Consider the following 25,091-nt stretch of genomic DNA (forward strand, 5'->3'; position numbering starts at 1 on the left):
CGCCGCTCACCCCCGCCGGTCGAGCGCGGCGTCGCGACGGGCGAGAGCGGCGAGCTCCGCGTTGTACGCGACGAGCTCGGCGTCGCCGTCCCGGTCGGCCTGGCGATCCTTGCGTCGCGCCTCGCGCTTGTCCGACGCCTGCCACTGCATCGCGACGATCACGGCCGCGATGAAGGTCGGGAACTCGCCCGCGCCCCAGGCGATGCCGCCGGCGCTGTGCTGGTCGGCGAGCAGGGCAGCGTCGTTCGTGTACCCCATCGCGTGCCACCAGTCGGCGGCGATGAGCGCGTCGGTGGACATCAGGGCGATCCCGAAGAACGCGTGGAAGGTCAGCGTGATCAGCAGGACGACGAGGCGCATCGGCGGCTCGGGCCGGGCCGGCCCCGGGTCGGCGCCGACGAGCAGCCAGAAGAACAGGTACCCGCTGAGCAGGAAGTGGACCTGCATGAGCACGTGCACCGGGTGGTCGAACAACGCGGCCTGGAACCAGCCGGTGAAGTAGAACGCGACCAGGCTGCCCGCGAAGATCACGCCCGCGACGGCGGGCCGGGCGAGCAGCCTCGCGTACCAGGAGTGGACGCCGAGCAGGATCCACTCGCGCGGGCCGCGGCTGTGGTCCCCGCGCGACGGCAGCACCCGCAGCGCCAGGAGGACCGGCGCGCCCAGGACCAGCGGCAGGGGCACGAACATCATGAGCCCCATGTGCAGGATCATGTGCGTGCTGAACTGCACCGACCCGTAGACGGCGGGGCCGCCCGACGTGCAGTACAGCAGCAGGAGGCAGCCGAGCAGCCAGGCAGCGGTGCGCCCGGTGGACCAGCTGTCGCCCCGGCGCCGCAGCCGCACGACGGCGGCCACGTAGAGCCCGGCCATCGCGAGCGCGAGCGCCGCGAACGCCCAGTCGAGGTGGAACTCGGTCAGCATGCGGAGCGGCGTGACGTGCGGGGGATAGGGGAACCCGAGGAGCTCGTGGCGCGCGTCGCCGCTGATCGGGTTCTGCGCGACCGGCGGGGCGCTGCGGGACAGCGCGACCGAGACGCCGAGCGTCACCGCCATGACGAGCGACTCGACCAGGGCGAGCCGGAGGAACGCGCCGCGGTGCCCGTCGTCGAGCGCGGGCAGGGCACGGCGGCGCTGCTGCCACCCCGCGACCCCGAGCGCCGTGAGGGCGAGCACCTTGACGAGGATCAGGGCGCCGTACGCCGTGGTCACGAGGTCGGCCGGCGACTGCAGGCGCAGCCACGCGTTGACGACGCCGGACGCCGCGACCGCGACGAACGCGATGCCCGCGAGCGTCGAGTAGCGCCGCGCGACGACGGGCAGCGACCGGCCGAGCGTGCCGCGCAGGAGGATCAGGGCGACCAGGCCGCCCAGCCACACCGTCACGCCGAGCAGGTGCACCGCGAGGGCGTTCACGGCGTTCCCGTGCTCCGCGCTGCCTGCGGCGTGGCCGCCGAGCGCGAGGGGGAGGAGGGCGCCGAGCGCGAGCGCCGTGGCGATCGCGACGGCCGTGGTGCGCCGGCTCGCCAGCAGCACGACGAGCGCCAGCGCGACCAGGGTCGACGACACGAGCAGCGTCTGCCCGAGCTCCACGTGCAGGGCGAGGAACACGACCTGGTGCGCGAAGCCGGGCGACGTGAGCGGGACGCCCATGATGTCCGCGGCCTCGAGCACGAGGTTCGCCAGGAGTGCCACGAGCCAGACGACGCCTGCGCGCACCGCCCAGCGCGTCGCCACCCACTGCGACCGGCCGATCGTCCGCGAACCCGAGCGGGCGCCCGGGATCGCCGTCGCGGCCAGCACGAGGAACCCGATGGTCAGGGCCGCGGCGCCGTCCTGCAGCGTGCGGGCCACGGGCAGGCCGACGTCGACCACGGGCCCCGCGTCGAGCACGCTGACGCCCTGCAGCGCTCCGGTGAAGGACAGTGCGACGAGGAGCGCCACGAGCCCGAGCGGGACGGCCGCGGCCAGCACGGCGCCGGGCGGCAGCGGGCGTGGCGGTGGCGCGGGGGCGCCGAGCGGGTCGTCGGGGTCGGGAGGCTGCAAGGGGGACGGTCCGGCGTCTGGCAGCCCTGAGGAGGGCAGCCCGGGAAGGGGCGAGGTCATGGTGGTGCTCCACGGGTCGTGGCGTCGGGTGGTCCGGGCGCGCGAGGGCGACGGACCGGGGCCCGTCGCTACGCGACCGCGAGGGGTGGGCCGCGGCGCAGCAGGGGACCGGCGACTACCCGTCCGCGGGGCGCGGCCGACGTGGCCGGCGGGGCGGCCACCGGGCGACGCCGGGGGAGCAGCGGCCGGGACGCGACGGCGAGGACCGCGGGAAGCACCCGCGCCCACCAGGTGAACGTCCGCGTGGCGGCCGCGTCGCCGGCGACCACGAGCACCGCGACGGCCAGCGTGGCGGCCAGGTGGGCGGCGAGCATGGCGCGGTCCGCGGCGGTGCCGGTCAGGCCCGCGGCCAGCCCGTGCACGTGGCCGGCGGCGTGCTCGACGGCGGCCCCCGCACCGGCCGGTGGTGTCGCCCCCGGTGCGACCGGCCCCCCGTGCCCGAGGTGACCACCGTGGCCGGCGAGGGAGAGCGGGGAGGCGGGGGACGTCGTCGGGCCGGCGGGGAGCACGGCGAACGCGGCGTGCGCGACGTACTGGAGGGCGAGGAGCGCGGGCACGGTCACGGCCGCGCGCAGGCGGGCGCGGGCGCACAGTGCGCCCACGAGGGCGCAGGCGGCGGCGACGCCGACCAGGCCGAGCCCGTTCGGGAGCACTCCGCCGCACACCGCGTGCGCCCCGGCCGCGAGGACGAGGCTCGTCACCGCCACGAGGACCGTCCGCGCGACGGCGAGCGCGTGCGGGCCGGGCGTGTCGGAGGCCTGGGACCGGCCGGGCGGGGACGGCAGCGCGGGGCGGGGCACGGTCAGGTCAGGACGATCGCGAGGAACGGGATCACGAACGTGGCGAGGAGCGCGATCACCACGATGATCGCGGTGCGCCGGCGCCGTTCCTCGCGGGTCAGTCGGGCCATGCCCCGAGCGTACCCATCGGACCTGTCAGAACTGCGACGCGGTCTACGGGCACCACGTTCTGAGACGCCCGGGGGCGGGTCAGAGGCGGGCCGCCGCCTTGAGCGCGAGGTACGCGTCGGCGACGCGCGGGGCGAGCTCGTCCGGTCCCGCCTGGACGACCTCCGCGCCGCGCTGCCGCAGGATCCCCGCGACGGCGGTGCGTTCCAGCCCGACCCGCTCGGCCGCAGCCGCGTCGTACACCTCGGCGCTCGTGTCCCGGGCGGCGCGCAACGCGTCGAGCTCGGGGTCGGCGACCGACGCGACGAGCACCTGGTGCCGTGCGGCCAGCGGCCCGACGACGGGCAGCAGCCCCGTCTCGACCGCGGCCGGGTCGAGGGTCGTCACGAGCACGACGAGCGCCCGCTGGGACACGAGGGCGCGCACCTGCGCGACGAGACCGGGCCAGTCGGCCTCGACGAGCGCGGGCTCGGCCGTCGCGAGCGCCTCGGCGAGGGCGGGCAGGAGCCGGGTCCCGGCCGCCCCGCGGACGCGCGCGCGGACGGCGCGGTCGTAGGCGAGGACGTCGACGCGGTCCCCGGCGTGCGACGCGAGCGCGGCCAGCAGGAGCGCGGACTCGATCCCGGCGTCGAGGCGCGGCTGGTCGCCGACGCGCGCCGCGGCCGTCCGCGACGTGTCGAGCACGACGACGACGCGACGGTCCCGCTCGGGCCGCCACGTCCGCACGACGACGTCCCCGCGGCGGGCGGTCGCGCGCCAGTCGATCGAGCGGACGTCGTCGCCGATGACGTACTCGCGCAGCGAGTCGAACTCGGTGCCCTCGCCGCGCACCTGCACGGTCGCGCGGCCGTCGAGCTCGCGGAGACGGGCGAGCCGGGACGGCAGGTGCTTGCGGGACGCGAACTCGGGCAGCACCCGGAGGCGTCCGCGGACGGGCAGGGACGCCTGGCGCCCGGCGAGCCGCAGCGGGCCGAGGGTCCGGACGGTCACGGCACCCGCGGCCCGGTCGCCGCGCCGGGTCGGCGTCAGCCGCGTGGTGGCGCGCGTGGCCTCGCCGGGCGGCAGCGCGAGCGGGTGCCGGTTGTCGTCCGCGCCCGCGGACGGAACCCACGCGTCGCGGACCACCCCGCGCAACGCCCGCGGGGACGCGTTGCGCAGGGTCAGCGCGCTGCGGGCGGCGCCCCCGAGCCGCACGGCCGCCGGTGTCACCTCGCGTTCGACCACGACGTCGCGCGGGCTCGCCGCCAGGGCGACGTCGACGGCGCAGGCCAGCACGACGACGAGCGCGGCGACGAGCACCGTCGCCGCCGTCGGGGCCACGAGCACCGCGACCGTGAGCACGCCGGCGAGCGCGACCGCGCGCCACGTGACGATCACGGGCGCGCCCCCGCGCGCCGCCCGTCCGGGGCCGTCACGGCAGTGGTCACCACGGCACCGGCACCGACGCGAGGACGGAGTCCAGGACGCTCCCGGCCGTCACGCCCTCGAGCTCGGCCTCCGGCCGCAGCCGGACGCGGTGGCGCAGGGTGGGGTGCGCAAGCGTCTTGACGTCGTCGGGGGTGACGTAGCCGCGACCCGACAGCCAGGCCCACGCGCGGGCCGTCGCGAGGAGCGCCGTCGCGCCGCGCGGCGAGACGCCGAGCGACAGCGACGGGGAGGTCCGGGTCGCGCGGCAGACGTCGACCACGTACCCGAGCACCTCGGGCGCCACCTGGACGGTCCGGACCCCGGCCCGGGCGCGCGCGATCTCCGCGGCGCCCGCGACCGGGCGCACGCCGGCGGCGGCGAGGTCGCGCGGGTCGAAGCCCGCCGCGTGCCGCGCGAGGACCTCGACCTCCGACGCGCGGTCGGGGACGGGCAGCTCGACCTTGAGCAGGAACCGGTCCAGCTGCGCCTCGGGCAGAGGGTACGTGCCCTCGTACTCGACCGGGTTCTGGGTCGCGATCACGAGGAACGGGTCCGGCAGCGGGCGCGGCTGCCCGTCCACCGACACCTGGTGCTCCTCCATGGCCTCGAGCAGCGACGCCTGCGTCTTGGGGGGCGTGCGGTTGATCTCGTCCGCGAGCAGGAGGTTCGTGAACACCGGGCCCTCGCGGAACGAGAACGCGGCCGTCCGCGCGTCGTACACGAGCGAGCCGGTGACGTCGCCCGGCATGAGGTCGGGCGTGAACTGGACGCGCTTGGTGTCGAGGGTGAGCGCGGCCGCGAGCGTGCGGACCAGCAGCGTCTTCGCGACGCCGGGCACGCCCTCGAGGAGCACGTGCCCGTGGCACAGCAGCGCGACCAGCAGGCTCGAGACCGCCGCGTCCTGCCCGACGACGGCCTTCCCGACCTCGGTGCGCACGCTCGCCAGCGCGTGCTGGAGCGAGAGGTCGGGGGCGGGCGCCGGCGCGGCCGCGTCCGGAGCGGGCGGCTGCTGGGGCACGTTCGGGGTCGGTTCGGTCACGGTCGGACCTCGCTCTCCAGGTCGTCGAGGTGCCGCGCGAGCGTGAGCAGCGCGGCGTCGTCGGGCGGGGGTGGGCCGTACAGCAGCCCGTGGACGTCGGGGGCGGGACGCCCGGTCGCGCGGGCCACCGCGTCGACGAGCGCCTCCGGGGTCGCGCCGGCGGGCACGCCCAGGCGGGCGGCCAGCCGGGTGGCCGTGGCGGCGCGCAGCCCGGCGGCGGCGTGCCCGCGCGAGCCGCCGGCCCGGTACAGGCGGCCGCGGCCGCGCGTGGCCTCGGACGCGCGGACCACGACCGGGAGGTCCTCGGGGACGAGGGGCCCGAGCCGCCGCCCGCGCCACACGATCGCGACCAGCACGACGACGACGAGCCACGCGGCGACCGCTCCCGCGCCGGGCGGGAGCAGGTCGAGGGTGCCGGGGCTGTCGGACGCTTCCGCGGCGCGGTCGGGCTCGGGGACGAGCCACACGAGGTCCGCGTGGCGGCCGAGCATCCGGAGCGCCAGTGCCGCGTTGCCGGCCTCGGTCAGGTGCTCGTTGGTGAGGACGGCGGCGTCGTCGAGCACGGCGACCCGGCGCGACCCGTCGACGACCGCGTACGAGCCGGTCCCGGCCTCGGCGGCCTCGGGCGGGAAGCAGGTCGTGACGCGCGGGTCGCCGGGCCGGGTCGCGGTGAAGCCGCCGCCCGCGCTCGTGATCGTCCCGGCGGCCCGCGCGTCGGGGTCCGCGCAGCGCGCCGTCGCCGTCGTCACGTACCCGCCGCCCTCGCCCCAGGTGAGGCCGGGGGCCAGCGCCCCGAGCGACGCGTCGCTCGGCCCGACGACAGCGAGGTCCGCCTGCGTCCCGGCGAGCAGCCGCAGGTCCGCCGCGCTCAGGTCGTCGCCGTACACGTCCCCCGGCAGCACGGCGAGCGTCGTGCCGGCCGTGGCGAGGCGCGCCGCCTTCTCCGCCGACCGCGTGTACGTCACGTCGACCCCGTGCCGGCCGAGGATCTGCGCGACGGCGCGGGCGCCCTCGGGCCCGGCGGAGTCCGGGGCGTACGGCACGTCCGACGCCGGCGGCCGCAGCAGCGCCAGCAGCAGCGTCACGAACCCGCCGAGCAGCACGAGCCCGACGACCCACCGGACGGCGCGCCACCGGCGCCCGGCGCGCGTCCGGGTGGTGGTGCCGTCGCCGCGCACCGGGCCGGAGCCGCCGGGGTGGCGTCGGGGTCCCGGCGCGGCGAACGGGTCCGTCCCGGGCGGCGTCGGGGGAGCGGTCGTCGTCCCCGGGTCCGCGCTCACGCGCCGGCCCCCACGGGTGCGTCCGCGCGGCGTGGCCTGCGGGCCCGGAGCGCGTCGTCGAGCGCGCGGAGGGCGGCGTCGTCGGCGGGTGCGGCGCGGCGCCCGCCGTAGCGGACGTCGTCGAAGGTGCGGGCGGCCGCGGCGAGGCGGCTCGCGAGATCGCCGTCGTCGAAGGCCGCGGCGGCCTCGCGTGCCGCCTCGTCGGCGGTCCGGCCCGGCACCTCCCCCAGCACGACCCGCTCCTCGAGGGCCCGGACGACCGCGCGGAACCGCTCGACGACGGCCGTGTCCCAGTCGCCGCGCGCCGCGGCGTCGTCGGCGAGGACGCACAGGTCCGCCGACGACCGCGGCGCGTCGTCGAAGACGGGACGCGCGGTGCGCACGCGGCGCGTGCGCCGGACGGGCCCCGCGACCAGAAGCGCGATCAGGACGACGACCACCACCGCGCCCACGACCACGAGCGCGGCCCACCCGGGCGGCAGGCCGAGCGTCGGGGCGCCGTCGAACAGCCCCCCGAGCCAGTGCAGGAACCGGGCCAGGAGCGACTCCCGCTGGTGGTACTCGGGGCGCGACAGCTCGTCGACGGCCCAGCGCTGCGCCGTCGGGCCGTCCGGGGTCACCGGAGGCCCGTCCAGCCGCACGCCGGACGCACGCACGAGCAGGGCCGCGGCGGTCACCGTCCCGCGGACCCCGGCGGCGTCGGGCCGCCCCAGCCGCCCGAGCCGTCCCACATGCCCGGCTGCGTCGGCGGCGGGGTCGGGGGCGCGGGCGGCCGAGGGCCGTCGTCGGGCGCGGGGGCCGCGGCCGCAGCGGCGAGCGCCACGTCGAGACCCTCGCGGCGCATCCGCTGGTCGATGTAGAGCAGTGCCACGACGCTGCCGAGGAACGCGGTCGCGAGCGTGCCGGCGACGAGCGCGCCGATCCCCGTCGCGACGAGGTAGGCCAGGAGGGCGCCGCCCGTCGGGGTGTCGGACGACATCGTGCCGAACCCGAGCACCGAGCTGAGGATGGTGAACGGCACCTGGACCACGGTCGACATCACGTAGGTGATGACGAGCGTGAGCACCACGATCCCGAAGACCCGCCAGAACGACCCGCGCACGAGCGCCCACGCCCGGGCGATCGCCTTCCGGGGGCCGACGCGCTCGAGCACGTAGGCGGGCGCCGCGAAGACGACGTGGACCAGGAACCAGACCAGGCCCACGACGAGCGCGAGGAACCCGATCACGCCGAAGGCGACGGCGGCGCCCGCGGAGACCTGGGCGAGCGCGACGACGACCAGCAGCCAGACGATGAGGGCGACGACGGGGGCCACCGAGGTGAACAGCGACAGGACGACCAGCCCGCCGAGGCGACGGCCGCGGACGGCGGCCCACACCTCGCCCGGGGACGCGACGCGACCCAGCACCGAGCGGCCGACGCTCGAGATGACGAGGCCGTTGGCCAGGACGCTCACGACGACCTGGACGACGCCGGCCGCGAGGAACAGCAGGGCCAGCCCCCACAGGGTCGACGCCGACGGATCCTGGATCGAGTCGTACCGGCCCGTGTCGATGTCGTCGAGGGCGCCGTAGAGCCACGAGAGCTGCGAGAGCGAGAGCCACGTCACGACGGCCGAGACGATCGCCGAGAACACCGAGAGCAGCGCGGGCAGCCCGAGGACGACCTTGGGGTTGTGGCGGATGGCCCGGAACGCGCCGTCGTACAGGTCGCCGAGGCCCAGCGGCCGCAGCGGGACGATGCCGGGACGCTGGTCCGCCGGTGCCATCGGGGGTGCGCCGGGCGCGCCGTAGCCGGGCGGGCCGTACGTCGGGCGGCCGTACGTCTGCTGCCCGTAGCCCGGGCCGTACTGCCCGTACCCCGGCTGCCCGTACCCCGGCTGGCCGTACTGCGGCTGCTGCCCGTACCCCGGCTGGCCCTGCTGCGGCTGACCGGGCTGCTGCTGCCCGGGCGGCGTGGCACCCGCCGGCCCGTAGCCGGGGGCGTACTGCCCGTAGCGCGGCTGCGGCGGGGGTGCGGCGCTGTCGTCGCCGGTGGGCTGCTCGGGCCCGGTGTCGGGTGTGCTCATCGGTCCTCGGGTCGCGTCGGAGCCCCGGTGCTGTCCGCGCGGTGCGCGCCGCAGGTGGTCGGAGCCTGCCCCTCTGCGTGCCGCCACCCTAGCGGGACGCGCCGACGGTGGTTCCGTCAGGCCTCTTGTGTCGGTCCGCGGGTGGGTGCGGGCAGGCGGTTCGGACTGCGTCGCCCTCCGGCCCTGGGGGCCTCCGGGCTCCTTGACGTCCTTCACCACCTGCCCGCACCCACCCGCTCCGGCCGTCAGCTCGCCTCGGTAGCCTGGCCCCGCGCCGTCGTCGGCGCATCGGACCGCGGCGTCACCTCACCCGCTCACCCCCGCCCCGGCGCCCCGGAGAGTCGGCATTGCATGACAGACTTTGCCCATGAGAGCTCGTGTGCTGGTGGTCGACGACGACACCGCCCTGGCCGAGATGATCGGCATCGTGCTGAAGTCCGAGGGCTTCGACCCCGTGTTCTGCGCGGACGGCGACGCCGCGCTCGGAGTCTTCCGGGCGTCGCAGCCGGACCTGGTCCTGCTCGACCTCATGCTGCCGGGCAAGGACGGGACGGAGGTCTGCCGCGAGATCCGCGCCGAGTCGGGCACGCCCATCATCATGCTGACCGCGAAGAGCGACACGGTGGACGTGGTGCAGGGGCTCGAGTCGGGCGCCGACGACTACATCTCGAAGCCGTTCAAGCCCAAGGAGCTGGTTGCGCGGATCAAGGCGCGGCTGCGCCGCACCGAGGACCCGATGCCGGAGGTGCTCAAGGTCGCGGACGTCGAGATCGACGTGACGGGCCACCGGGTCACGCGTGACGGGGAGCCGATCGCGCTGACACCGCTCGAGTTCGACCTGCTGGTGGCGCTCGCGCGCAAGCCGTGGCAGGTGTTCAGCCGCGAGGTGCTCCTCGAGAAGGTGTGGGGGTACCGGCACGCCGCGGACACGCGGCTCGTCAACGTCCACGTCCAGCGGCTGCGCTCCAAGGTGGAGCACGACCCGGAGAGCCCGGAGATCGTGCTCACGGTGCGCGGTGTCGGCTACAAGGCCGGGGTGACGTCGCAGGGCTGATCCCGTCGGGGCGAGAGGTGCGGGACGGACGAGGGGCGGGACGCGAGGACGAGGACGGTGCGGGTGGCAGCGGGGCGACGGTCGAGCCGTGGGCTCGGGGTGCGGGCACGGCTGACGTGGCGCCGCTTCTCGCGCTGGTGCGCCGCCGCGCCGCGCCGCGCCGTCGAGGGCTGGCGCGCGTCGCTGCAGGTGCGCGTCGTGACGACCGCGCTCGTCGTGGGCCTCCTCGCGATCCTCGCCCTCGGCGCGTACCTGTCGCAGTCGGTGCGGGACGGGCTCTTCGAGCGCCGCGTCGACCAGGTCCTGACGGAGTCGCAGCGGTCCACCCAGGAGACCCAGTCGACCTTCACCTCGGCGTCCGCGAAGGACTCCACGGAGGTCCAGCAGCTCCTCAACGACACGGTGCTGCGCCTGCAGACGGGCGGGTCGGGGAACCGTGACGTCTTCCTCCTCAAGCCGGCCGGCTCGACGGCGGCGGGCTCCGTCACCGACGCGATGTCGGCGGCCAGCTACCTCCCGCTGATCTCGCCGGACCTGCGCTCGGAGGTCGAGCAGGGCAGCGGCCAGTACTGGCAGTCGGTCGGGATCCCGCAGGCCGACGGGTCGGTCGAGCCGGGCGTCGTCGTCGGCTCGACGGTGCAGGTGCCGATCGTGGGCACGTTCGAGCTGTACTACCTGTACTCGATGCAGGACGACGAGGACACCCTCCGGTTCATCCAGGGGGTCCTCGTGATCGGCGCGGTCGTCCTCCTGGTGCTGGTGGGGATGTCGACGTTCCTCGTGACCCGGCAGGTGGTCGCCCCGGTGCGCAACGCGGCCCGCGTCGCGGGCCGCCTCGCCGACGGCCACCTCGACGAGCGCCTCGCGGTGCGCGGCACCGACGAGATGGCGACGCTGGGCCGGGCGTTCAACGGCATGGCGGAGTCGCTGCAGGTCCAGATCGCCCGGTGGGAGGAGCTGTCGACGCTGCAGCGGCGGTTCGTCTCCGACGTGTCGCACGAGCTGCGCACCCCGCTGACGACCATCCGCATGGCCGGCGACGTCCTGCACGCGTCCAGCGAGGACTTCTCGCCCGGCGCGCGGCGGTCGGCGGAGCTGCTACGCACCCAGGTGGACCGGTTCGAGGAGCTCCTTGCGGACCTGCTGGAGATCTCCCGGTTCGACGCCGGCGCGGTCGGCCTCGAGGCGGAGCGCGCCGACCTGTCGAAGGTCGTCGACGACGTCGTCGAGAACGTCCTCACCCTCGCGGAGCGCAAGGACGTGTGGGTGTCGGTGCAGCTCCCGCCGGCGCCCGTCGTCGCGGACCTCGACCCGCGCCGGATCGAGCGTGTCGTGCGCAACCTCGTGGTCAACGCGATCGAGCACGCGGAGGCCCGGCCGGTCGAGATCACGGTGGGCGGCGACGACGACGCCGTGGCCGTCGTGGTGCGCGACTTCGGCGTCGGGCTCACCGAGGCGGAGTGCGAGCACGTGTTCGACCGGTTCTGGCGCGCCGACCCGGCACGCGCGCGGACCACGGGCGGCACGGGACTCGGCCTGGCGATCGCCCTCGAGGACGCGCACCTGCACGGCGGGTGGCTCGAGGTCTGGGGGCGTCCGGCGCGGGGCGCGGCGTTCCGGCTCACGCTGCCGCGGCGCGCCGGCATCCAGCTCACCGGGTCGCCGCTGCCGCTCGTCCCGCCGACCGATGTGCCGCGCTCCTGGCCCGCGCAGGCGCACGTGGAGCTCGCGCCGCTGGCGGGGCACCACGCGGGCGCTACGAGCGGCCCGTCGGCGCTCCCCGACCTGTCCACCGGGGCGCACCACGACGTCGCCGGCCCCGAGGAGGCACCGTGACCCGCAGACCGGCCCCCGGCCCCGGCGGCCCGCGCCGCCGGGCCCGCGCCGCGCTGGCGCTCGCCGTCTGCGCCGTCGTCGGCGTCCTCGCGGCGTGCTCCTCGCTCCCCGTGACGGGCGGCGTCCACGCCGGCACGACCGCGGTCCCCGGGCCCGGCCCCGTCTACCTCGGCACCCCCGACTCGCCCCAGGAGGACGCGTCGCCGCTCGACATCGTCCGCGGCTTCATCGACGCGCAGGCCGCGGGCGTCGGCGACGACTTCACGGTCGCGAAGGAGTACCTCGCGCCCGCTGCGTCGGGCTGGGACCCGTGGGACTCGGTGACCGTGTTCTCGGGCGAGCCGGCGCTCGCCGTGCGGTCGGGCGCGCAGCCCACGGCGACGGACAAGGCCGCCGCCGCCACCCCGAAGCCGGGCACCCGCACGGTCGTCCACGGCGGGCTCGCGTCGCTCGCGACGGTCGCGTCCGACGGCGAGTTCCAGCAGGAGGCGCCGGACCGCACCAAGGACCTCACGTTCACGCTCGAGGCCGACGCGGACGGCCAGTGGCGGATCGCCGAGCTCGACGACGGCATCGCGATGTCCGCGGCCAACTTCGAGTACGTGTACCGGTCGGTCAGCGTGTACTTCCCGAGCACGGACCACCAGGTGCTGGTGCCGGACGTCCGCTGGTTCCCGCAGCGCACCGCCCAGACGCAGGCCGTCCAGGCGGTGCTCCAGGGCCCCGTGACCTGGCTGCGGGACTCGGTCGACTCCGTGGTCCCGGAGGGCACGACGCTCAGCGTCGACGCGGTCGCGGTCGACGAGGACGGCGTGGCGACCGTGGACCTCACGGCGCCCGCACTGTCGGCCACGGGGACGGATCGCGCGGTGCTGCTGCAGCAGCTCACGACCGTCCTCACCCAGTTCCCGCAGGTGCGGTCGGTGCGGCTCGAGGTCGCGGGCAGCCCGCTCAAGGTCACGGGGCCGGCGAGCCTGTCGCGGGACCCGTCGCCCGGTGACGACCCCTACGTCGTCACCGACCACAAGGTGCGCCTGCTGCGGTCCGCGACGGGCAAGCAGGAGACCGTGGCGAGCACGGTCGCGACCCCGTCGGACGTCACGGCGCTCGCCGTCGGGACCAACGGGAACCCGGCGATCGTGCGGGTCGGGACGTCGCGGCTCGTCCAGGTCTCGGGCGACACCGCCCGCACCCTGCTGACGGGGACGGGTGTCGCCGGGCCGTCGGTGGACCGGTTCCGCTGGATCTGGTCCGCGCGCGCCGACGACGACGGCCACCTCGACCTCTTCGACCGGGACGGCCGGCACACCCGGCTCGCGGTGACGTGGCTGCAGGGCCGCACGGTGCGGTCGGTGCAGGTCTCGCGGGACGGCGCCCGCGTGGCGCTCGTGACCGAGGGCGCGACGGGGGTCCAGGTGGACCTCGCCGGGGTGGTGCGCAGCGGCGCGGGCGCGCCGGTGCGGCTGTCCGACCCGGTCACGGTCGGCGCGACCCTCACGGACGCCCGGCAGGTGGTCTGGGTGGACGAGGACGACCTCGCGGTGCTCGGCCGGGCCGGCGCGGGCACGAGCCCCACGGTCAACGTCGTCCCGGTCGCCGACTACGCCCGCTCGCTGTCGGCCGTCAGCGACGTCGCGTCGATCGCGTCGGGGCGTGGCGAGTCGGCCCTCTACGCGGTGACGGTCGGCCACGAGCTGTTCGGTCGTCGCGCCACCGGCGCCACGTGGCTCTCCGTCGCGACGGGCGTCGAGGCGGCCGCCTTCCCCGGCTGAGCTGCGTCCTGGCCCACCCCCAGCCGCCCGCCCGACGACGTCACGCACCGCGGGTGCACCGGCCCGCCCGCCGCGCGGGCCGGGCGGGGGACGGTGGGCCGGTGCCCCAGCCCACGACACCACCCGCTCCCGCCCCGTCGATCCACCCGGTCGGTTCGTCGCCCCTCCCACCCGGCGAGATACCGAGATTCGGCCGAGATACCGACCCGCGCTCGGTATCTCGGCCGAATCTCGGTATCTCGGCGCGGGGTGGCCGAGGGGCGCGACCGCTGCTGGCGCTCCGGGACGTCGCGCGGGTGGTGCTGCCGGTCGAGTGCCCGGGCTGCGGCGCGCTCGACGTGCCCCTGTGCGGGGCGTGCGGGGCGCTCCTCGGACGCCCGCGCCGGTGCGAGGACGGGGCACCCCGGCTCGACCGGCTCGACGGCCGTCCGCCCCTGCCGGTCTGGGCGCTCGCGCCGTACGCGGGCCCGGTGCGGGGCCTCGTGGTCGCGTGGAAGGACCGCGGCCGCGCCGACCTGGCCCGGCCCCTCGGCGACGCGGTCGAGCGCGCGGCGTCCGAGCTCGCCCGACCGCTCGGGATGGTCCTCGGCGGCGCGGCGCGCCGAGGTGGGGAGGGGCCGCCCGGTCTCGTGGTCGTCCCGGCGCCGTCCACGTGGGCGGCGCGGCTCGAGCGCGGCCGGGTGCCCGTGCGCGAGCTCGCCGTCCGCGTGGCTGCCGCGCTGCGCTCGTCGGGCACGGGGCTCGGGGCCGTGGAGGTCGTCGACGCGCTGGGCGAGCGCCGTGGGCGCGACCAGGTCGGGCTGGGGGCGCGGGCCCGGGCCGCGAACGTCCGGGACCGGCTGAGGCCGCGACGGGCGGCCGGCCGGTGCCGGGGGCGCCCGGTGCTGCTCGTCGACGACGTGCTCACCACGGGTGCGACCCTCGCGACCTGCGAGTTGGTGCTGGCCCGCTGCGGCGCCGTCGTCGTGGGCGCGCTCGTCCTCGCGGCGACCCCCCGGCCGGGCTAGTGTGGAGGCGAGCCCATGGTCCGGGTAGTACGACCGGACGTCGAGCCCGAGCGTCGGGAGGTGATGCCCAACCTGGCACCCGACGCGGTGCCCGAACCGTTCGAATCCGACGCGCCGCCGCCGCGAAGAGGCCGGCGGGCGTCCATCCTCACGGAGGCTCACATGGAGATCGTCGTCGTCGGCCGGCACACCGAGGTCGCGGACCGCTTCCGCCAGCACGCGGAGGACAAGCTCGCGAAGGTGGAGCAGCTCTCACCGACCGCGCAGCGCGTGGACGTGGAGGTGACCCGCGAGAACAACCCGCGGCTCGCCAACGTCCGGGAACGCGTGGAGCTCACGGTGCGCGACAAGGGGCCGGTGGTCCGGGCGGAGGCCGCCGCGGACGACCGCTTCGGCGCGCTGGACCTCGCCCTCGACAAGCTCTCCGAACGGCTGCGCCGCACGCGCGACCGGCGCAAGGACCACCGCCAGCACCAGGTGACTCCGCCCGTCGACGTGCGACCGCCGTCCCAGATCCCGGAACCCGAGACCCCGCAGCCGGTGCCGACGCCGCCGGAGCACCCGGGAGACTCGGTCGAGCGAGGGCTCGGCGACTCTCCCGTGGTGATCCGCGAGAAGCTCCACCAGGCGCAGCCGATGTCCGTCGACGACGCGCTCTACGAGATGGAGATGGTCGGGCACGACTTCTTCCTCTTCGTCGACACGGAGACGAAGAGGCCGTCGGTGGCGTACCGCCGCCACGGCTGGACGTACGGGATCGTGCAGCTCGACACGTCCTGCGACTGCGCCTGAGACCGGTCCGACCCGGGCCGCCCACGCGCCGCACCGCGGCGTCGTGGGTGGCCCGCGGCAGGCTGGGCGACGTGGCCCCCACCGACGTCCCGACGATCACGCTCGCCCAGGCCCGCCGCACCGCGCTCGCGGCGCAGGGGCTCGCCAGGCGGCGCCCCGACCGGCCGGGCGCCCGCGTCACGATGGCGGGCGTGCAGCGGGTCGTCGACCGGCTGCGGGTGCTCCAGATCGACTCGGTCAACGTCCTTGCCCGCGCGCACCTCATGCCGCTGTACGCGCGGCTGGGCCCGTACGACGCCGCGCTGCTGGACCGCGCGTCCGGCCGCTCCCCGCGTCGGGTCGTGGAGGCGTGGGCCCACGAGGCGTCCTACGTGCCCGTCGACCTGTTCCCGTCCCTGGCGTTCCGCCGCGCGTCCTTCGAGAAAGAGGCGTGGGGGAACGTGCGGTCCGTCGTCCACCAGCACCCCGACGTCGTCGAGCGGGTGCGTGAGGTGGTGCGTGACGCGGGGCCGGTCACGGCCAGCGAGGTCCAGGAGCTGTTCGAGCACGAGCACCCGCGCACGCGCGAGGCGTGGGGCTGGAACTGGAGCGTCGCGAAGCGCGCCCTCGAGCTGCTGTTCTTCACGGGCGAGGTGCTTCCCGCGCGCCGCAACGCCGCGTTCGAGCGGTGCTACGACCTGGCCGAGCGCGTGCTGCCGCCCGCGGTCCTCGCGGCGCCGACCCCGCCGGCCGCCGACCAGGTGCGCACGCTCGTCGAGACCGCCGCCCGCGCGCACGGCGTGGCGACGCGCCGCGACCTGGCCGACTACTACCGCGTGCGCGGGCCGCTCGTCGACGGGGCGATCGAGGACCTCGTCGAGGAGGGCGTGCTGCTGCCCGTGGCCGTGCGCGGCTGGGACGCGCGGGTCTGGGCGCACCGGGACGCCACGTTCCCCCGGGTCGTGGACGCGCGCACCCTCCTCAGCCCGTTCGACCCGCTCGTGTTCGAGCGGAGCCGTCTCGAGGAGCTCTTCGGCACGCGCTACCGGATCGAGATCTACGTGCCGGCCGCGAAGCGCGTCCACGGCTACTACGTGCTGCCGTTCCTCCAGGGCGACGCGATCACGGCCCGCGTGGACCTCAAGGCGGACCGGGCGGCGGGAGTGCTGCGGGTGCTCTCGGCGCACGACGAGCCGGCGACCCGCCCCGACACGGCGGCCGAGCTCGCGGCCGAGCTGTCGACGCTGGCGGGCTGGCTCGGGCTCGGGGAGGTCGTCGTCGAGCCGGTGGGCGCGCTCGCCGCGGCGCTGGCCACCGCCGCCCGGTCCGCGGACGTGTCGGCGACGGCGCTCGCGGTCTGACGGCGCCGTCGTCGAGCACGGTGACGAGGCAGGGCACGCCCGTGGCGAACGCGCCGGGAGCGCCCAGCCTTTGCGCCTACGATGGTGACCCGGTGCACCCTCGTGGTGGAGGGCGCCGTACCCGGTCGCCCGACCGGGATCCCACCGAACGGAGACGTGCGTGCCTGCGATTGTCGACAAGGTCCTGCGCATCGGCGAGGGCCGGATCCTCAAGAAGCTGAGCGGCCTCGCCGAGCAGATCAACCGGCTCGAGCCCAGCTTCACCGAGCTCACCGACGCCGAGCTGCGCGAGGAGACCGTCCGCTTCAAGGAACGGCTCGCGGCGGGGGAGACCCTCGACGACCTCCTGCCGGAGGCGTTCGGTGCGGTCCGCGAGGCGGCGCGCCGCACCCTCGGGCAGCGTCACTTCGACGTCCAGCTCATGGGTGGCGCGACGCTGCACATGGGCAACATCGCCGAGATGAGGACCGGTGAGGGCAAGACGCTCGTCGCGACGGCGCCCGCGTACCTCAACGCGCTCACGGGCAGGGGCGTCCACGTCATCACGGTGAACGACTACCTGGCCGAGTACCAGAGCGACCTCATGGGCCGCGTGTACCGGTTCCTCGGGCTGACCACGGGCTGCATCCTCACGGGCCAGACGCCGGCCGAGCGCCGCGAGCAGTACGCCGCGGACATCACGTACGGCACCAACAACGAGTTCGGCTTCGACTACCTGCGCGACAACATGGCGTGGACGACCGACGAGCTCGTGCAGCGCGGCCACCACTACGCGATCGTCGACGAGGTCGACTCGATCCTCATCGACGAGGCCCGCACCCCGCTCATCATCTCGGGGCCGTCGTCGGGCGACGCGAACCGCTGGTACACGGAGTTCGCGCGCGTCGCTCGCCGCCTCGCGAAGGACACCGACTACGAGGTCGACGAGAAGAAGCGCACCGTCGGCGTGCTCGAGCCGGGCATCGAGAAGGTCGAGGACTACCTCGGCATCGACAACCTGTACGAGTCGCTCAACACCCCGCTCATCGGCTTCCTCAACAACGCCATCAAGGCCAAGGAGCTGTTCAAGCGGGACAAGGACTACGTCGTCCTGAACGGCGAGGTCCTCATCGTCGACGAGCACACGGGCCGCATCCTGCCCGGCCGGCGCTACAACGAGGGCATGCACCAGGCCATCGAGGCGAAGGAGGGCGTCGAGATCAAGGCTGAGAACCAGACGCTCGCCACGGTCACGCTCCAGAACTACTTCCGCCTGTACGAGAAGCTCGCCGGCATGACCGGTACGGCCGAGACCGAGGCCGCGGAGTTCCAGAGCACGTACAAGCTGGGCGTCGTCCCCATCCCGACGAACCGCCCGATGCAGCGCATGGACCAGGCCGACCTCGTGTACAAGAACGAGGACGGCAAGTTCGGGGCCGTCGTCGACGACATCGTCGAGCGGCACGCGAAGGGCCAGCCGGTGCTCGTCGGCACCACGTCCGTCGAGAAGTCGGAGCTGTTGTCGAGCCTGCTGAAGAAGCAGGGGGTCCCGCACGAGGTCCTCAACGCGAAGCAGCACGAGCGCGAGGCCCGCGTCGTGGCGCAGGCGGGACGCAAGGGCGCCGTCACCGTCGCCACGAACATGGCCGGCCGCGGTACCGACATCATGCTCGGTGGCAACGCCGAGCACATGGCGGTCGACGCGCTGGCGCAGGCCGGCCTGGACCCGAACGAGACGCCGGAGGAGTACGAGGCCGCGTGGCCTGCCGCGCTCGAGAAGGCCAAGACCGCCGTTGCCGCCGAGCACGAGGAGGTCACCGACCTCGGTGGCCTGTACGTGCTGGGCACCGAGCGCCACGAGTCGCGCCGCATCGACAACCAGCTCCGCGGTCGTTCCGGCCGTCAGGGCGACCCGGGCGAGTCCCGGTTCTACCTGTCGATGCAGGACGACCTCATGCGCCTGTTCAACTCGGGTCTCGCCGAGTCGATGATGAACCGCGCCGGCTTCCCGGACGACGTCCCGCTCGAGTCGAAAATGGTGACGCGCGGCATCCGCAGCGCGCAGTCGCAGGTCGAGTCGCGCAACTTCGAGATCCGCAAGAACGTCCTCAAGTACGACGACGTCCTGTCGCGCCAGCGCAGCGTCATCTACGACGAGCGCCGCCGCGTGCTCGAGGGCGAGGACCTCGTCGACCAGGTGCAGCACTTCATCCGCGACGTCATCACCGCCTACGTCGACGGCGCGACGGCCGAGGGCCAGCCGGAGCAGTGGGACCTCGACGCGCTCTGGACGGCGGTCCGCGCGGTCTACCCCGTGTCGATCACCCCGGCCGAGGTCGTCGAGCAGGCGGGGGAGATCCACCACCTGACGCGCGACGTCGTGCTCACGGAGCTCCTGTCCGACGCCGAGTACGCCTACAAGGCCCGCGAGGAGGAGCTCGGCGAGGAGAACATGCGCCAGCTCGAGCGGCGCGTGACGCTGTCGGTCCTGGACCGCAAGTGGCGCGAGCACCTCTACGAGATGGACTACCTCAAGGAGGGCATCGGCCTGCGCGCGATGGCCCAGCGCGACCCGCTGGTCGAGTACCAGCGCGAGGGCTACCAGCTCTTCCAGGCGATGACGGACGCCATCAAGGAGGAGACCGTCTCGTTCCTGTTCCAGCTCGAGGTCCAGGTGCAGCCCGCGGAGGAGATCACCGTGGGCGGCGACGGCGGGGCGGCTCCCGCGGCCGACGACGAGGCGCGCCTCGCCGCCGAGCTGGAGGCCGCTGCCGCGGAGCTCGCGGCGCTCGACGACCCGACGAGCCCGGAGGCCCGTGCGCTCGACGTCGAGGCGGCGCGCGAGCTGGAGGCCGACCGCCAGTCGGTCCAGGCGTCCCCGGCCTCTCCGGCGCCCGGCCGCCTGGTCGGCAAGGGCCTGGACGCACCCGAGCGTCCGGCGAACCTCCAGTACACGGCGCCGTCGGACGACGGCTCGACGAGCACGCGCGGCGACGCGTCGGCGGCCCGCAAGGCGCTGCACGGCGAGGTCGGTGCGCCGGAGTCGGACGGCCGGACGTTCCCGGGCACGCCCCGCAACGCGCAGTGCCCGTGCGGCTCGGGCAAGAAGTACAAGCTCTGCCACGGCAAGAACGAGGACTGACCCTCTCCGCACCGGGCAGACGGGCGCCGGGACCCCCACGGGGTCTCGGCGCCCGTCGCCGTTCCGGCGTGACCAACGACACGGGTGCCTCGGGCATCGGGCATGAGGTTGAAGCGTAAAGTAGTTCGGAGGACTGCCCGGCGGCCCGCCCCCGCCGCACCCCGACCGGAGGACCGATGACCGACCTGCCCCTACGGACCTGGAACGGCCTCGACATCCCCGCCCCGGGCGCCTACCACCTCGACACCGAGCACATGCGGCTCGGCTTCAACGCGACGCACATGATGATCAGCGCCGTCCGCGGCGAGTTCCGGTCGGGCGGGGCGAACGTCTACATCGCCGACGACCCGATGGAGTCGTGGGCAACGGCGCACCTGGAGTCGGCGTCGATCGACACAGACAACTCCGAGCGGGACGGCCACCTGCGCAGCGCCGACTTCCTCGACGCCGACGACCACCCCACGATCGACTTCCGCTCGACGGGTATCACCTGGCGGAGCGCCGAGCCCGACCCGATCCTGTCCTGGGCGCGGCTCCGCCGCCACGACCCCGACCGTGCGACGCCGCCCGAGCCGAAGACGCTCCCGCGCTTCCAGCTGTTCGGCGACCTGACGATCCGCGGCACGACCCGCCCCGTCCTGCTCGAGGTCGAGTACGGCGGCGCCCGCCGCGACCTGTACGGGCGCGACCTGTTCGGCTTCTCGGCGACCACCCAGATCAACCGCGAGGACTTCGGCCTCCTGTGGAACGTCGCGCTCGAGGCCGGTGGAGTGCTGGTCGCCAAGACCGTGCGCCTCGAGCTCGCGGGTGAGTTCATCCGCTCCGACGGCGTCACCCAGCGCGCCTAGATCCCGCCGCGCGCATCGACTGACCTGTCCGACGACGGCGCGGGGCCCGGCTGCCCGGACCCACCCGCGGACCCGGCCACAAGCGCCCGACGGAACCACCGACCAACGTCAGCCGATCTCGAGCGCCACCACGCGCCACTGCCCGCGGTGCGCCTCGACGCGGAGCGCGGCCGCGCGGACCCGGTCGACGTCCTCGACGACGACGCTCGCCTCGGCGCTCGTCGGGCTCAGCCGGACGACGCGCGCCCGCCGGACGAGCGCAGGACGGGGCACGCGGGGCGGGCGCGGCAGCCCCCGTACCAACGCGGCGCGCGTGCTGAGGGCCTCCAGGACCTCGGGGCTGACCCAGCGCGCGAGCTGGGCGACCGGCCGGTCGCCGCGCGCCACCTCCACGGCCCCGCGCACGACGGCGCAGCACAGGCGCGTCGGGTCGGGCAGCTCAGACTGCTCGCCGGCGGGCGCGGGCGCGGCTGTCGCTGCGGCGTCGCCGGACGTGAGGCGGCGCGCCCGGTCGGCGAGCTCGTCGAGGTCGGCCACCACCCGGCGCCCGCTGACGCGCACGAGCGGCACGACGGGCGCGGGCTCGGCGTCGAGCAGGTCGCCGCGGGCCGGCGCGGGCACGGCCCGGACCCGGGGTGGGGCGACGGGCCGTGGGTCGGCCTGGCCGTAGGCCCGCGTGGGAAGGGCCTGCGCGCCGCGGCGCGTCGCGGCGCGGGGTGAGGCCAGGCGCGTGGTGTGGACGGTCTCGGCGAGGGTGGTCATCGCGGTCTCCTTCGGGGCGGTGGTCTCGGGCGAGGGCTCCGGGTCGGTGGCGGGCGGGTGCGCGGCGGGTGCGCCGTCGGCGGCGGGGCCGGTCATGCCGACTCCGGTGCGACGAGCACGGTGCCGGGGTGCAGCAGGTCGGGATCCGCGCCGATCACGTGCCGGTTCGCGTCGTACCAGCGCGGCCAGGCGCGGGCGATCTCGGCGTCGGACGCGCCCGGGCCGAGGTGTGCGGCGGCGACGTCCCAGAGGGTGTCGCCCCGGCGGACGACGACCTCGGAGCCGCGCGGCGCGGCGGGCGTCCTGGCAGCGACGCGGGCCTCCGGAGCTGCCGTGGCCGCCCGGGTCGCGCCCGTGGCCGTCCCGACCGCGTGCCAGCCGAGGTCGAGCGTGCTCCCGCTCGCGCCCGCGCGTGGCTCGGCTGCTGCGGCGGGCTTCGCACCGTCGTCGGCCGAGGCGGTCCCGTGCCAGCCGAGGTCGAGCGCCGCGGCCGGCCTGACGGCGTCCGGGCGGTCGGCGGCGGACCCGGTGTCGGCGCCGGCGCTCGCGCCCTCGTGGATGACGACCGCGGCGGCGGGCGCCGCCACTGCGGCCGGTGCGGCGACCGCGGCGGCCGTTCCGGCGAGCGCCGCGCCGGCACCCAGGCTCATCCCGACGCCCGCACCGACGGCACGGCGCGCGAGCCCGCGGACGAGGGCGGGCGCCCGGTCGGCCACGACGCGGCGGAGCCGGGGGAGCGGGTGCCCGGCGCGGGCGGCGACGACGTACCCGAGGGCGAGCAGCGTGTGGACGGTGAGCCGCGCGGCGACGACGGCGCCGGCGAGCAGGATCGGCACCGCGACGAGCCGTTCGATGCCGAGGGCGTCGAGGCGGGAGGCGAAGGCGAGGTCGGCGCCGAGGGCGGGACCGAGCAGGCCGCGGGCGACGACGGCGAGCCAGACGGCGAGCGCGGGGGCGGCGACCGCGAGCCCCAGCAGGCCGGCCAGGGCGCCGATCCCGCCCGATGCGCGTGCGCCGTCGGCGGCCTTGCCGCGCGACCTCGCGGCGGGGGTGCTGTCCTGGCGTGCGGCCCGGCCCATGGTCTTCCCCTCTCGCCAGCCTCGCGGACCGCGGAGGTCGTGCGACGCTCCTGGCGCCGGCGGACTCCTTGATGCTCGACGGCTGGTGATGTCGTTTGATGTCGTTTGATGTCGACTGTGCTCGATCAAAGCCGATAGACGCCTCCTCGTCAAGCCTTCGTTCCGGCATACGGACGAACGTGTTGCCCAACGCGTGCCTCGGGCACCCTGTGGGCGTGCGCTGGGACGACCTCTTCGAGGACATGGAGGCGCAGCTCGCCGCCATGACGCGCAGCGAGCTGGACGCCCGTGTCGAGGACCTCACGCGCGCCGAGCACGCCGGCGTGGCGCTCGCCTCGCGGCTGCGCGCGTCCGGCGGGACGGCCGTGACGGTCGCGCTCGACGACGGCACGCTCGTGCGCGGGCGGGTCGCCTCGGCCGCCGAGCAGTGGTTCGAGCTCGAGGAGGGCGTGCGTCGCCACCTCGTCCCCCTCCAGGCCGTCTCGTGGGTGCAGGGCGTGGGGTCGCTCGCTGCGCCCGGGCCCGGCGTCGTCGAGCGGCGGCTCGGACTCTCCTCCGCGCTGCGCGCGCTCGCCCGCGACCGGGTCCGCGTGCTCGCGCTCACGCGGGCCGGCGCCGTCGCCGGCCGCATCGCGCGCGTGGGCAAGGACTACCTCGAGCTCGACGACGCCGGGCCGGACGGCGCGCGCACGGTCGGGGTCGGCAGCGCGGACCTCGGCGGGTGGGGGCACGGAGGGCGGCGGTCCTCGACGACGGCGCTGCCGCTGGAGCGGGTGCTCTGCGTCAGCGAGGTGGTCTGACGACGTGACGGGGGTGCAGGGGGCTCAGCTCAGGTGCGGCAGGCAGGACCCGCCGGGGAGCACGGCGCGGTCACTCGCGCTCGTCGAGCGTGCCCGCGTCGATCCGCGCGCGCGTCTGCGCGTACATGCGCTGGATGTAGTCCTCGAGCGCGGTCGCCTCGACCCGCCACTGGCCGCGCCCGCCGACCTGGATCGCGGGCAGGTCGCCCGAGCGGACCAGGGCGTACGCCTGGGCCGCCGAGACGTTCAGCGCCTCCTTGACGTCGGCGAGCGTGAGGAACCGGGAAGCCATGCCCCGAGTCTTCCATGCCGGCGACGTCCCGAGCCGGTTCTCCACAGGTCGGTGGACGGCCGGCCCTCCGCCGTCCTTCGCGCGAGAGACTGCGAGCTTCCGCGTCCGCCCGGACGTGCCGGCGCGCACCCGCCGCGCCGCCGCCGACCCACCGACCACGCCGACCTTTCCCCAGAGACGGACCGACGATGACGACGACCCTCCGGCCGACCCTCGAGCCCCTCCCCACCCCCGTCGCGCCGCGCCTGCGACAACCCACCTGGCGGGACCCCCGCCTGCTCGTCGGGTGCGCCCTCGTCGCGGGCTCGGTCGCGCTCGGGGCGACCGTCGTGTCGTCCGCGCGGGACACGGCCCCCGTGTACGTGGCGGCGCACGACCTCGTCCCCGGCGACCCGGTCTCCGCGTCCGACCTGCGCGTCGTCGACGTGAACCTCGGGGGCGAGTCCGCGCGGTACCTCGCACCCGAGGACGACGGCCTGGTCGCGGGCGCCGTGGCCACCGGGGTCGTCCGCTCGGGCGAGCTCGTGCCGCGCACCGTCCTCGGCAAGGCGTCCGACGTCGAGGTCCGCGCGGTCGCCGTGCCCGTGAGCGGGACCCTCTCGGAGCGCGTCAGCACCGGCTCGACCGTCGACCTGTGGTTCGTGCCCAAGCAGGCGTCCGGCGTCGTCGGGGGAGACTCCGGCGGGGACGGCGCGGCGCCCCGGCGCCTCACGCAGGGCGCCGTCGTCGAGCAGGTCGACGAGCCCGGCTCGAGCCTCGTCGTCGGCCCGCTCGACGCCCGCCTTGATCAGCCGGTCGGCGGCGTCCCCCGCGCCGAGCCAGCCGTCGTGCGTGCCGTCGAGGTAGACCTTCGTCCTGTCCCCGGCCTTGAGGGCGTCCACGGCGTGGTTCAGCTGCGCGTACCGGTCGGAGACGGCCGTGGCGCGGTCGACGGCGGCCGGCTGGCACCACTCCGCAGTCCCGTTCAGGTCGGTGTTCCACGGGATGATGCCGAGCCCGTCGGGCTCGAGGACGACGATCGCGGGCCGGTCGCCGATCCCGGCGGCGACGCCGTCGACGAAGGCCTCGTAGGCCGCCGTGTCCTGCGCCCCGCCGGCCGAGTACTGGGCGCAGTCGCGATACGGGATGTCGTAGACGATGATCGTCGGAACGGCGCCGTCGTCGGCCGCGGACGTCGTCACCCGTCGGGCCTCGGCCTGCGCCTCGGCCGGTGTCCCGGACGTGATCCAGGTGGCGGACGCGAACGAGCCGAGCTGCACCGCGTCGTCGCGGGCCTGGCCGGTCAGCGTCCGGGCCGCCTGCAGGGTCGTGCTGTCCGGGTCGACCCACAGCTGTGACGGCGTGGCGGTCGCCGACGGGGAGCCGGCCGCCGTGGTGGCGCCGGGGGAGGCCGCCGACGCCGGGAGCGCCGTCGCGCCCACCGAGACGGTGAGGGCGACGAGGGCGACCACGGACGCGACGCGCCGTCGTCGTGCGGGGAGCGCCCGTGCTGGTGAGCGGCCGGTCGTGCTGTGCGCGGTGCCAGTCTTCATGGAAGCGCTCCCACACTCGTAGAAGTCCGGGACGTCGTTGTCTCGGAC

Annotated in this window: 19 protein-coding genes and 3 pseudogenes; 11 read left to right on the forward strand and 11 right to left on the reverse strand. The window is 75.8% G+C overall.

What is annotated here, in order from left to right; all coding sequences use genetic code 11:
• Positions 1–6: 6 nt before the first annotated feature.
• The 7 genes from ACLQ14_RS09515 to ACLQ14_RS09545 form a co-directional block, all read right to left on the reverse strand.
• Complete coding sequence (locus tag ACLQ14_RS09515) at positions 7–2,046, reverse strand: cytochrome c oxidase assembly protein (RefSeq protein WP_425812291.1); 2,040 nt, start codon at positions 2,044–2,046, stop codon at positions 7–9.
• Between the two features lie 128 nt (positions 2,047–2,174).
• On the reverse strand, positions 2,175–2,906 hold the full coding sequence (locus tag ACLQ14_RS09520; protein WP_425812293.1) for a hypothetical protein: 732 nt from the start codon (positions 2,904–2,906) through the stop codon (positions 2,175–2,177).
• Between the two features lie 189 nt (positions 2,907–3,095).
• Positions 3,096–4,391 (reverse strand): DUF58 domain-containing protein, encoded by a 1,296-nt coding sequence (locus ACLQ14_RS09525; protein ID WP_425812295.1) that lies wholly within the window; start codon positions 4,389–4,391, stop codon positions 3,096–3,098.
• Between the two features lie 46 nt (positions 4,392–4,437).
• Positions 4,438–5,460 (reverse strand): AAA family ATPase, encoded by a 1,023-nt coding sequence (locus ACLQ14_RS09530; protein ID WP_425812297.1) that lies wholly within the window; start codon positions 5,458–5,460, stop codon positions 4,438–4,440.
• Positions 5,457–6,740 carry a DUF4350 domain-containing protein gene (locus ACLQ14_RS09535; RefSeq protein ID WP_425812299.1) on the reverse strand — a complete coding sequence of 428 codons (1,284 nt, stop codon included), beginning with the start codon at positions 6,738–6,740 and terminating at the stop codon, positions 5,457–5,459. Before ACLQ14_RS09535 ends, ACLQ14_RS09530 begins: the two co-directional genes overlap by 4 nt.
• Complete coding sequence (locus ACLQ14_RS09540; RefSeq protein WP_425812301.1) at positions 6,737–7,417, reverse strand: DUF4129 domain-containing protein; 681 nt, start codon at positions 7,415–7,417, stop codon at positions 6,737–6,739. The genes ACLQ14_RS09535 and ACLQ14_RS09540 overlap by 4 nt, the downstream gene beginning before the upstream one ends.
• Positions 7,414–8,808 carry a hypothetical protein gene (locus tag ACLQ14_RS09545; protein ID WP_425812303.1) on the reverse strand — a complete coding sequence of 465 codons (1,395 nt, stop codon included), beginning with the start codon at positions 8,806–8,808 and terminating at the stop codon, positions 7,414–7,416. The genes ACLQ14_RS09540 and ACLQ14_RS09545 overlap by 4 nt, the downstream gene beginning before the upstream one ends.
• A gap of 367 nt (positions 8,809–9,175) precedes the next feature.
• Here ACLQ14_RS09545 and mtrA point away from each other — a divergent pair, with 367 nt between their 5' ends.
• From mtrA to ACLQ14_RS09590, 9 genes and pseudogenes are all read left to right on the forward strand, one after another.
• Complete coding sequence (gene mtrA, locus ACLQ14_RS09550) at positions 9,176–9,862, forward strand: MtrAB system response regulator MtrA (protein WP_425812305.1); 687 nt, start codon at positions 9,176–9,178, stop codon at positions 9,860–9,862.
• A gap of 63 nt (positions 9,863–9,925) precedes the next feature.
• Positions 9,926–11,698, forward strand: coding sequence for an MtrAB system histidine kinase MtrB (gene mtrB, locus ACLQ14_RS09555; RefSeq protein ID WP_425812307.1), 1,773 nt, complete (start codon positions 9,926–9,928; stop codon positions 11,696–11,698).
• Positions 11,695–13,470: an LpqB family beta-propeller domain-containing protein gene (locus tag ACLQ14_RS09560; protein WP_425812309.1), complete on the forward strand. Its 1,776-nt coding sequence runs from the start codon at positions 11,695–11,697 to the stop codon at positions 13,468–13,470. The genes mtrB and ACLQ14_RS09560 overlap by 4 nt, the downstream gene beginning before the upstream one ends.
• Positions 13,471–13,766: 296 nt before the next feature.
• Positions 13,767–14,477: a ComF family protein gene (locus ACLQ14_RS09565; protein WP_425812311.1), complete on the forward strand. Its 711-nt coding sequence runs from the start codon at positions 13,767–13,769 to the stop codon at positions 14,475–14,477.
• Between the two features lie 162 nt (positions 14,478–14,639).
• Positions 14,640–15,269 (forward strand): ribosome hibernation-promoting factor, HPF/YfiA family, encoded by a 630-nt coding sequence (hpf, locus tag ACLQ14_RS09570; protein WP_425812313.1) that lies wholly within the window; start codon positions 14,640–14,642, stop codon positions 15,267–15,269.
• A gap of 71 nt (positions 15,270–15,340) precedes the next feature.
• Complete coding sequence (locus ACLQ14_RS09575) at positions 15,341–16,609, forward strand: winged helix-turn-helix domain-containing protein (RefSeq protein ID WP_425812315.1); 1,269 nt, start codon at positions 15,341–15,343, stop codon at positions 16,607–16,609.
• A gap of 160 nt (positions 16,610–16,769) precedes the next feature.
• Positions 16,770–19,269, forward strand: a pseudogene (gene secA, locus ACLQ14_RS09580) (preprotein translocase subunit SecA); the annotation flags it as partial.
• A 17-nt stretch (positions 19,270–19,286) separates the two neighbouring features.
• Positions 19,287–19,730 (forward strand): SEC-C metal-binding domain-containing protein, encoded by a 444-nt coding sequence (locus tag ACLQ14_RS09585; protein WP_425812872.1) that lies wholly within the window; start codon positions 19,287–19,289, stop codon positions 19,728–19,730.
• A gap of 176 nt (positions 19,731–19,906) precedes the next feature.
• Entirely contained in the window at positions 19,907–20,578 is a 672-nt protein-coding gene (locus ACLQ14_RS09590) for a YceI family protein (RefSeq protein ID WP_425812317.1), read from the forward strand.
• Positions 20,579–20,686: 108 nt separating this feature from the next.
• On the opposite strand, the gene ACLQ14_RS09595 is transcribed toward ACLQ14_RS09590, so the two are convergent.
• Positions 20,687–21,436 carry an Rv3235 family protein gene (locus ACLQ14_RS09595; RefSeq protein WP_425812319.1) on the reverse strand — a complete coding sequence of 250 codons (750 nt, stop codon included), beginning with the start codon at positions 21,434–21,436 and terminating at the stop codon, positions 20,687–20,689.
• Positions 21,433–22,419: a LysM peptidoglycan-binding domain-containing protein gene (locus ACLQ14_RS09600; RefSeq protein WP_425812321.1), complete on the reverse strand. Its 987-nt coding sequence runs from the start codon at positions 22,417–22,419 to the stop codon at positions 21,433–21,435. The genes ACLQ14_RS09595 and ACLQ14_RS09600 overlap by 4 nt, the downstream gene beginning before the upstream one ends.
• A gap of 215 nt (positions 22,420–22,634) precedes the next feature.
• Between ACLQ14_RS09600 and ACLQ14_RS09605 the strand changes: the two genes are divergently transcribed.
• Positions 22,635–23,219, forward strand: coding sequence for a hypothetical protein (locus ACLQ14_RS09605; protein ID WP_425812323.1), 585 nt, complete (start codon positions 22,635–22,637; stop codon positions 23,217–23,219).
• Between the two features lie 70 nt (positions 23,220–23,289).
• Here ACLQ14_RS09605 and ACLQ14_RS09610 read toward each other — a convergent pair whose 3' ends face one another.
• Positions 23,290–23,511, reverse strand: a complete 222-nt coding sequence (locus ACLQ14_RS09610; RefSeq protein WP_425812325.1) for a helix-turn-helix domain-containing protein — start codon at positions 23,509–23,511, stop codon at positions 23,290–23,292.
• 188 nt (positions 23,512–23,699) lie between these two features.
• Between ACLQ14_RS09610 and ACLQ14_RS09615 the strand changes: the two are divergent.
• Positions 23,700–24,029, forward strand: a pseudogene (locus ACLQ14_RS09615) (SAF domain-containing protein); the annotation flags it as partial.
• 327 nt (positions 24,030–24,356) lie between these two features.
• Here the strand turns inward: ACLQ14_RS09615 and ACLQ14_RS09620 are convergent.
• Positions 24,357–25,043 (reverse strand): annotated as a pseudogene (locus ACLQ14_RS09620) (glycoside hydrolase family 6 protein); the annotation flags it as partial.
• Positions 25,044–25,091 lie beyond the last annotated feature (48 nt).

Source organism: Luteimicrobium sp. DT211 (assembly GCF_049844995.1).
Lineage (GTDB): Bacteria > Actinomycetota > Actinomycetes > Actinomycetales > Cellulomonadaceae > Luteimicrobium.

Bases quoted from the DNA above. Each gene is read 5' to 3' on its own strand.
- ACLQ14_RS09600 (WP_425812321.1), bottom strand. From the start codon at position 22,419: ATGGGCCGGGCCGCACGCCAGGACAGCACCCCCGCCGCGAGGTCGCGC.
- ACLQ14_RS09590 (WP_425812317.1), top strand. From the start codon at position 19,907: ATGACCGACCTGCCCCTACGGACCTGGAACGGCCTCGACATCCCCGCC.
- ACLQ14_RS09610 (WP_425812325.1), bottom strand. From the start codon at position 23,511: ATGGCTTCCCGGTTCCTCACGCTCGCCGACGTCAAGGAGGCGCTGAAC.
- ACLQ14_RS09595 (WP_425812319.1), bottom strand. From the start codon at position 21,436: ATGACCGGCCCCGCCGCCGACGGCGCACCCGCCGCGCACCCGCCCGCC.
- hpf (WP_425812313.1), top strand. From the start codon at position 14,640: ATGGAGATCGTCGTCGTCGGCCGGCACACCGAGGTCGCGGACCGCTTC.
- mtrA (WP_425812305.1), top strand. From the start codon at position 9,176: ATGAGAGCTCGTGTGCTGGTGGTCGACGACGACACCGCCCTGGCCGAG.
- ACLQ14_RS09545 (WP_425812303.1), bottom strand. From the start codon at position 8,808: ATGAGCACACCCGACACCGGGCCCGAGCAGCCCACCGGCGACGACAGC.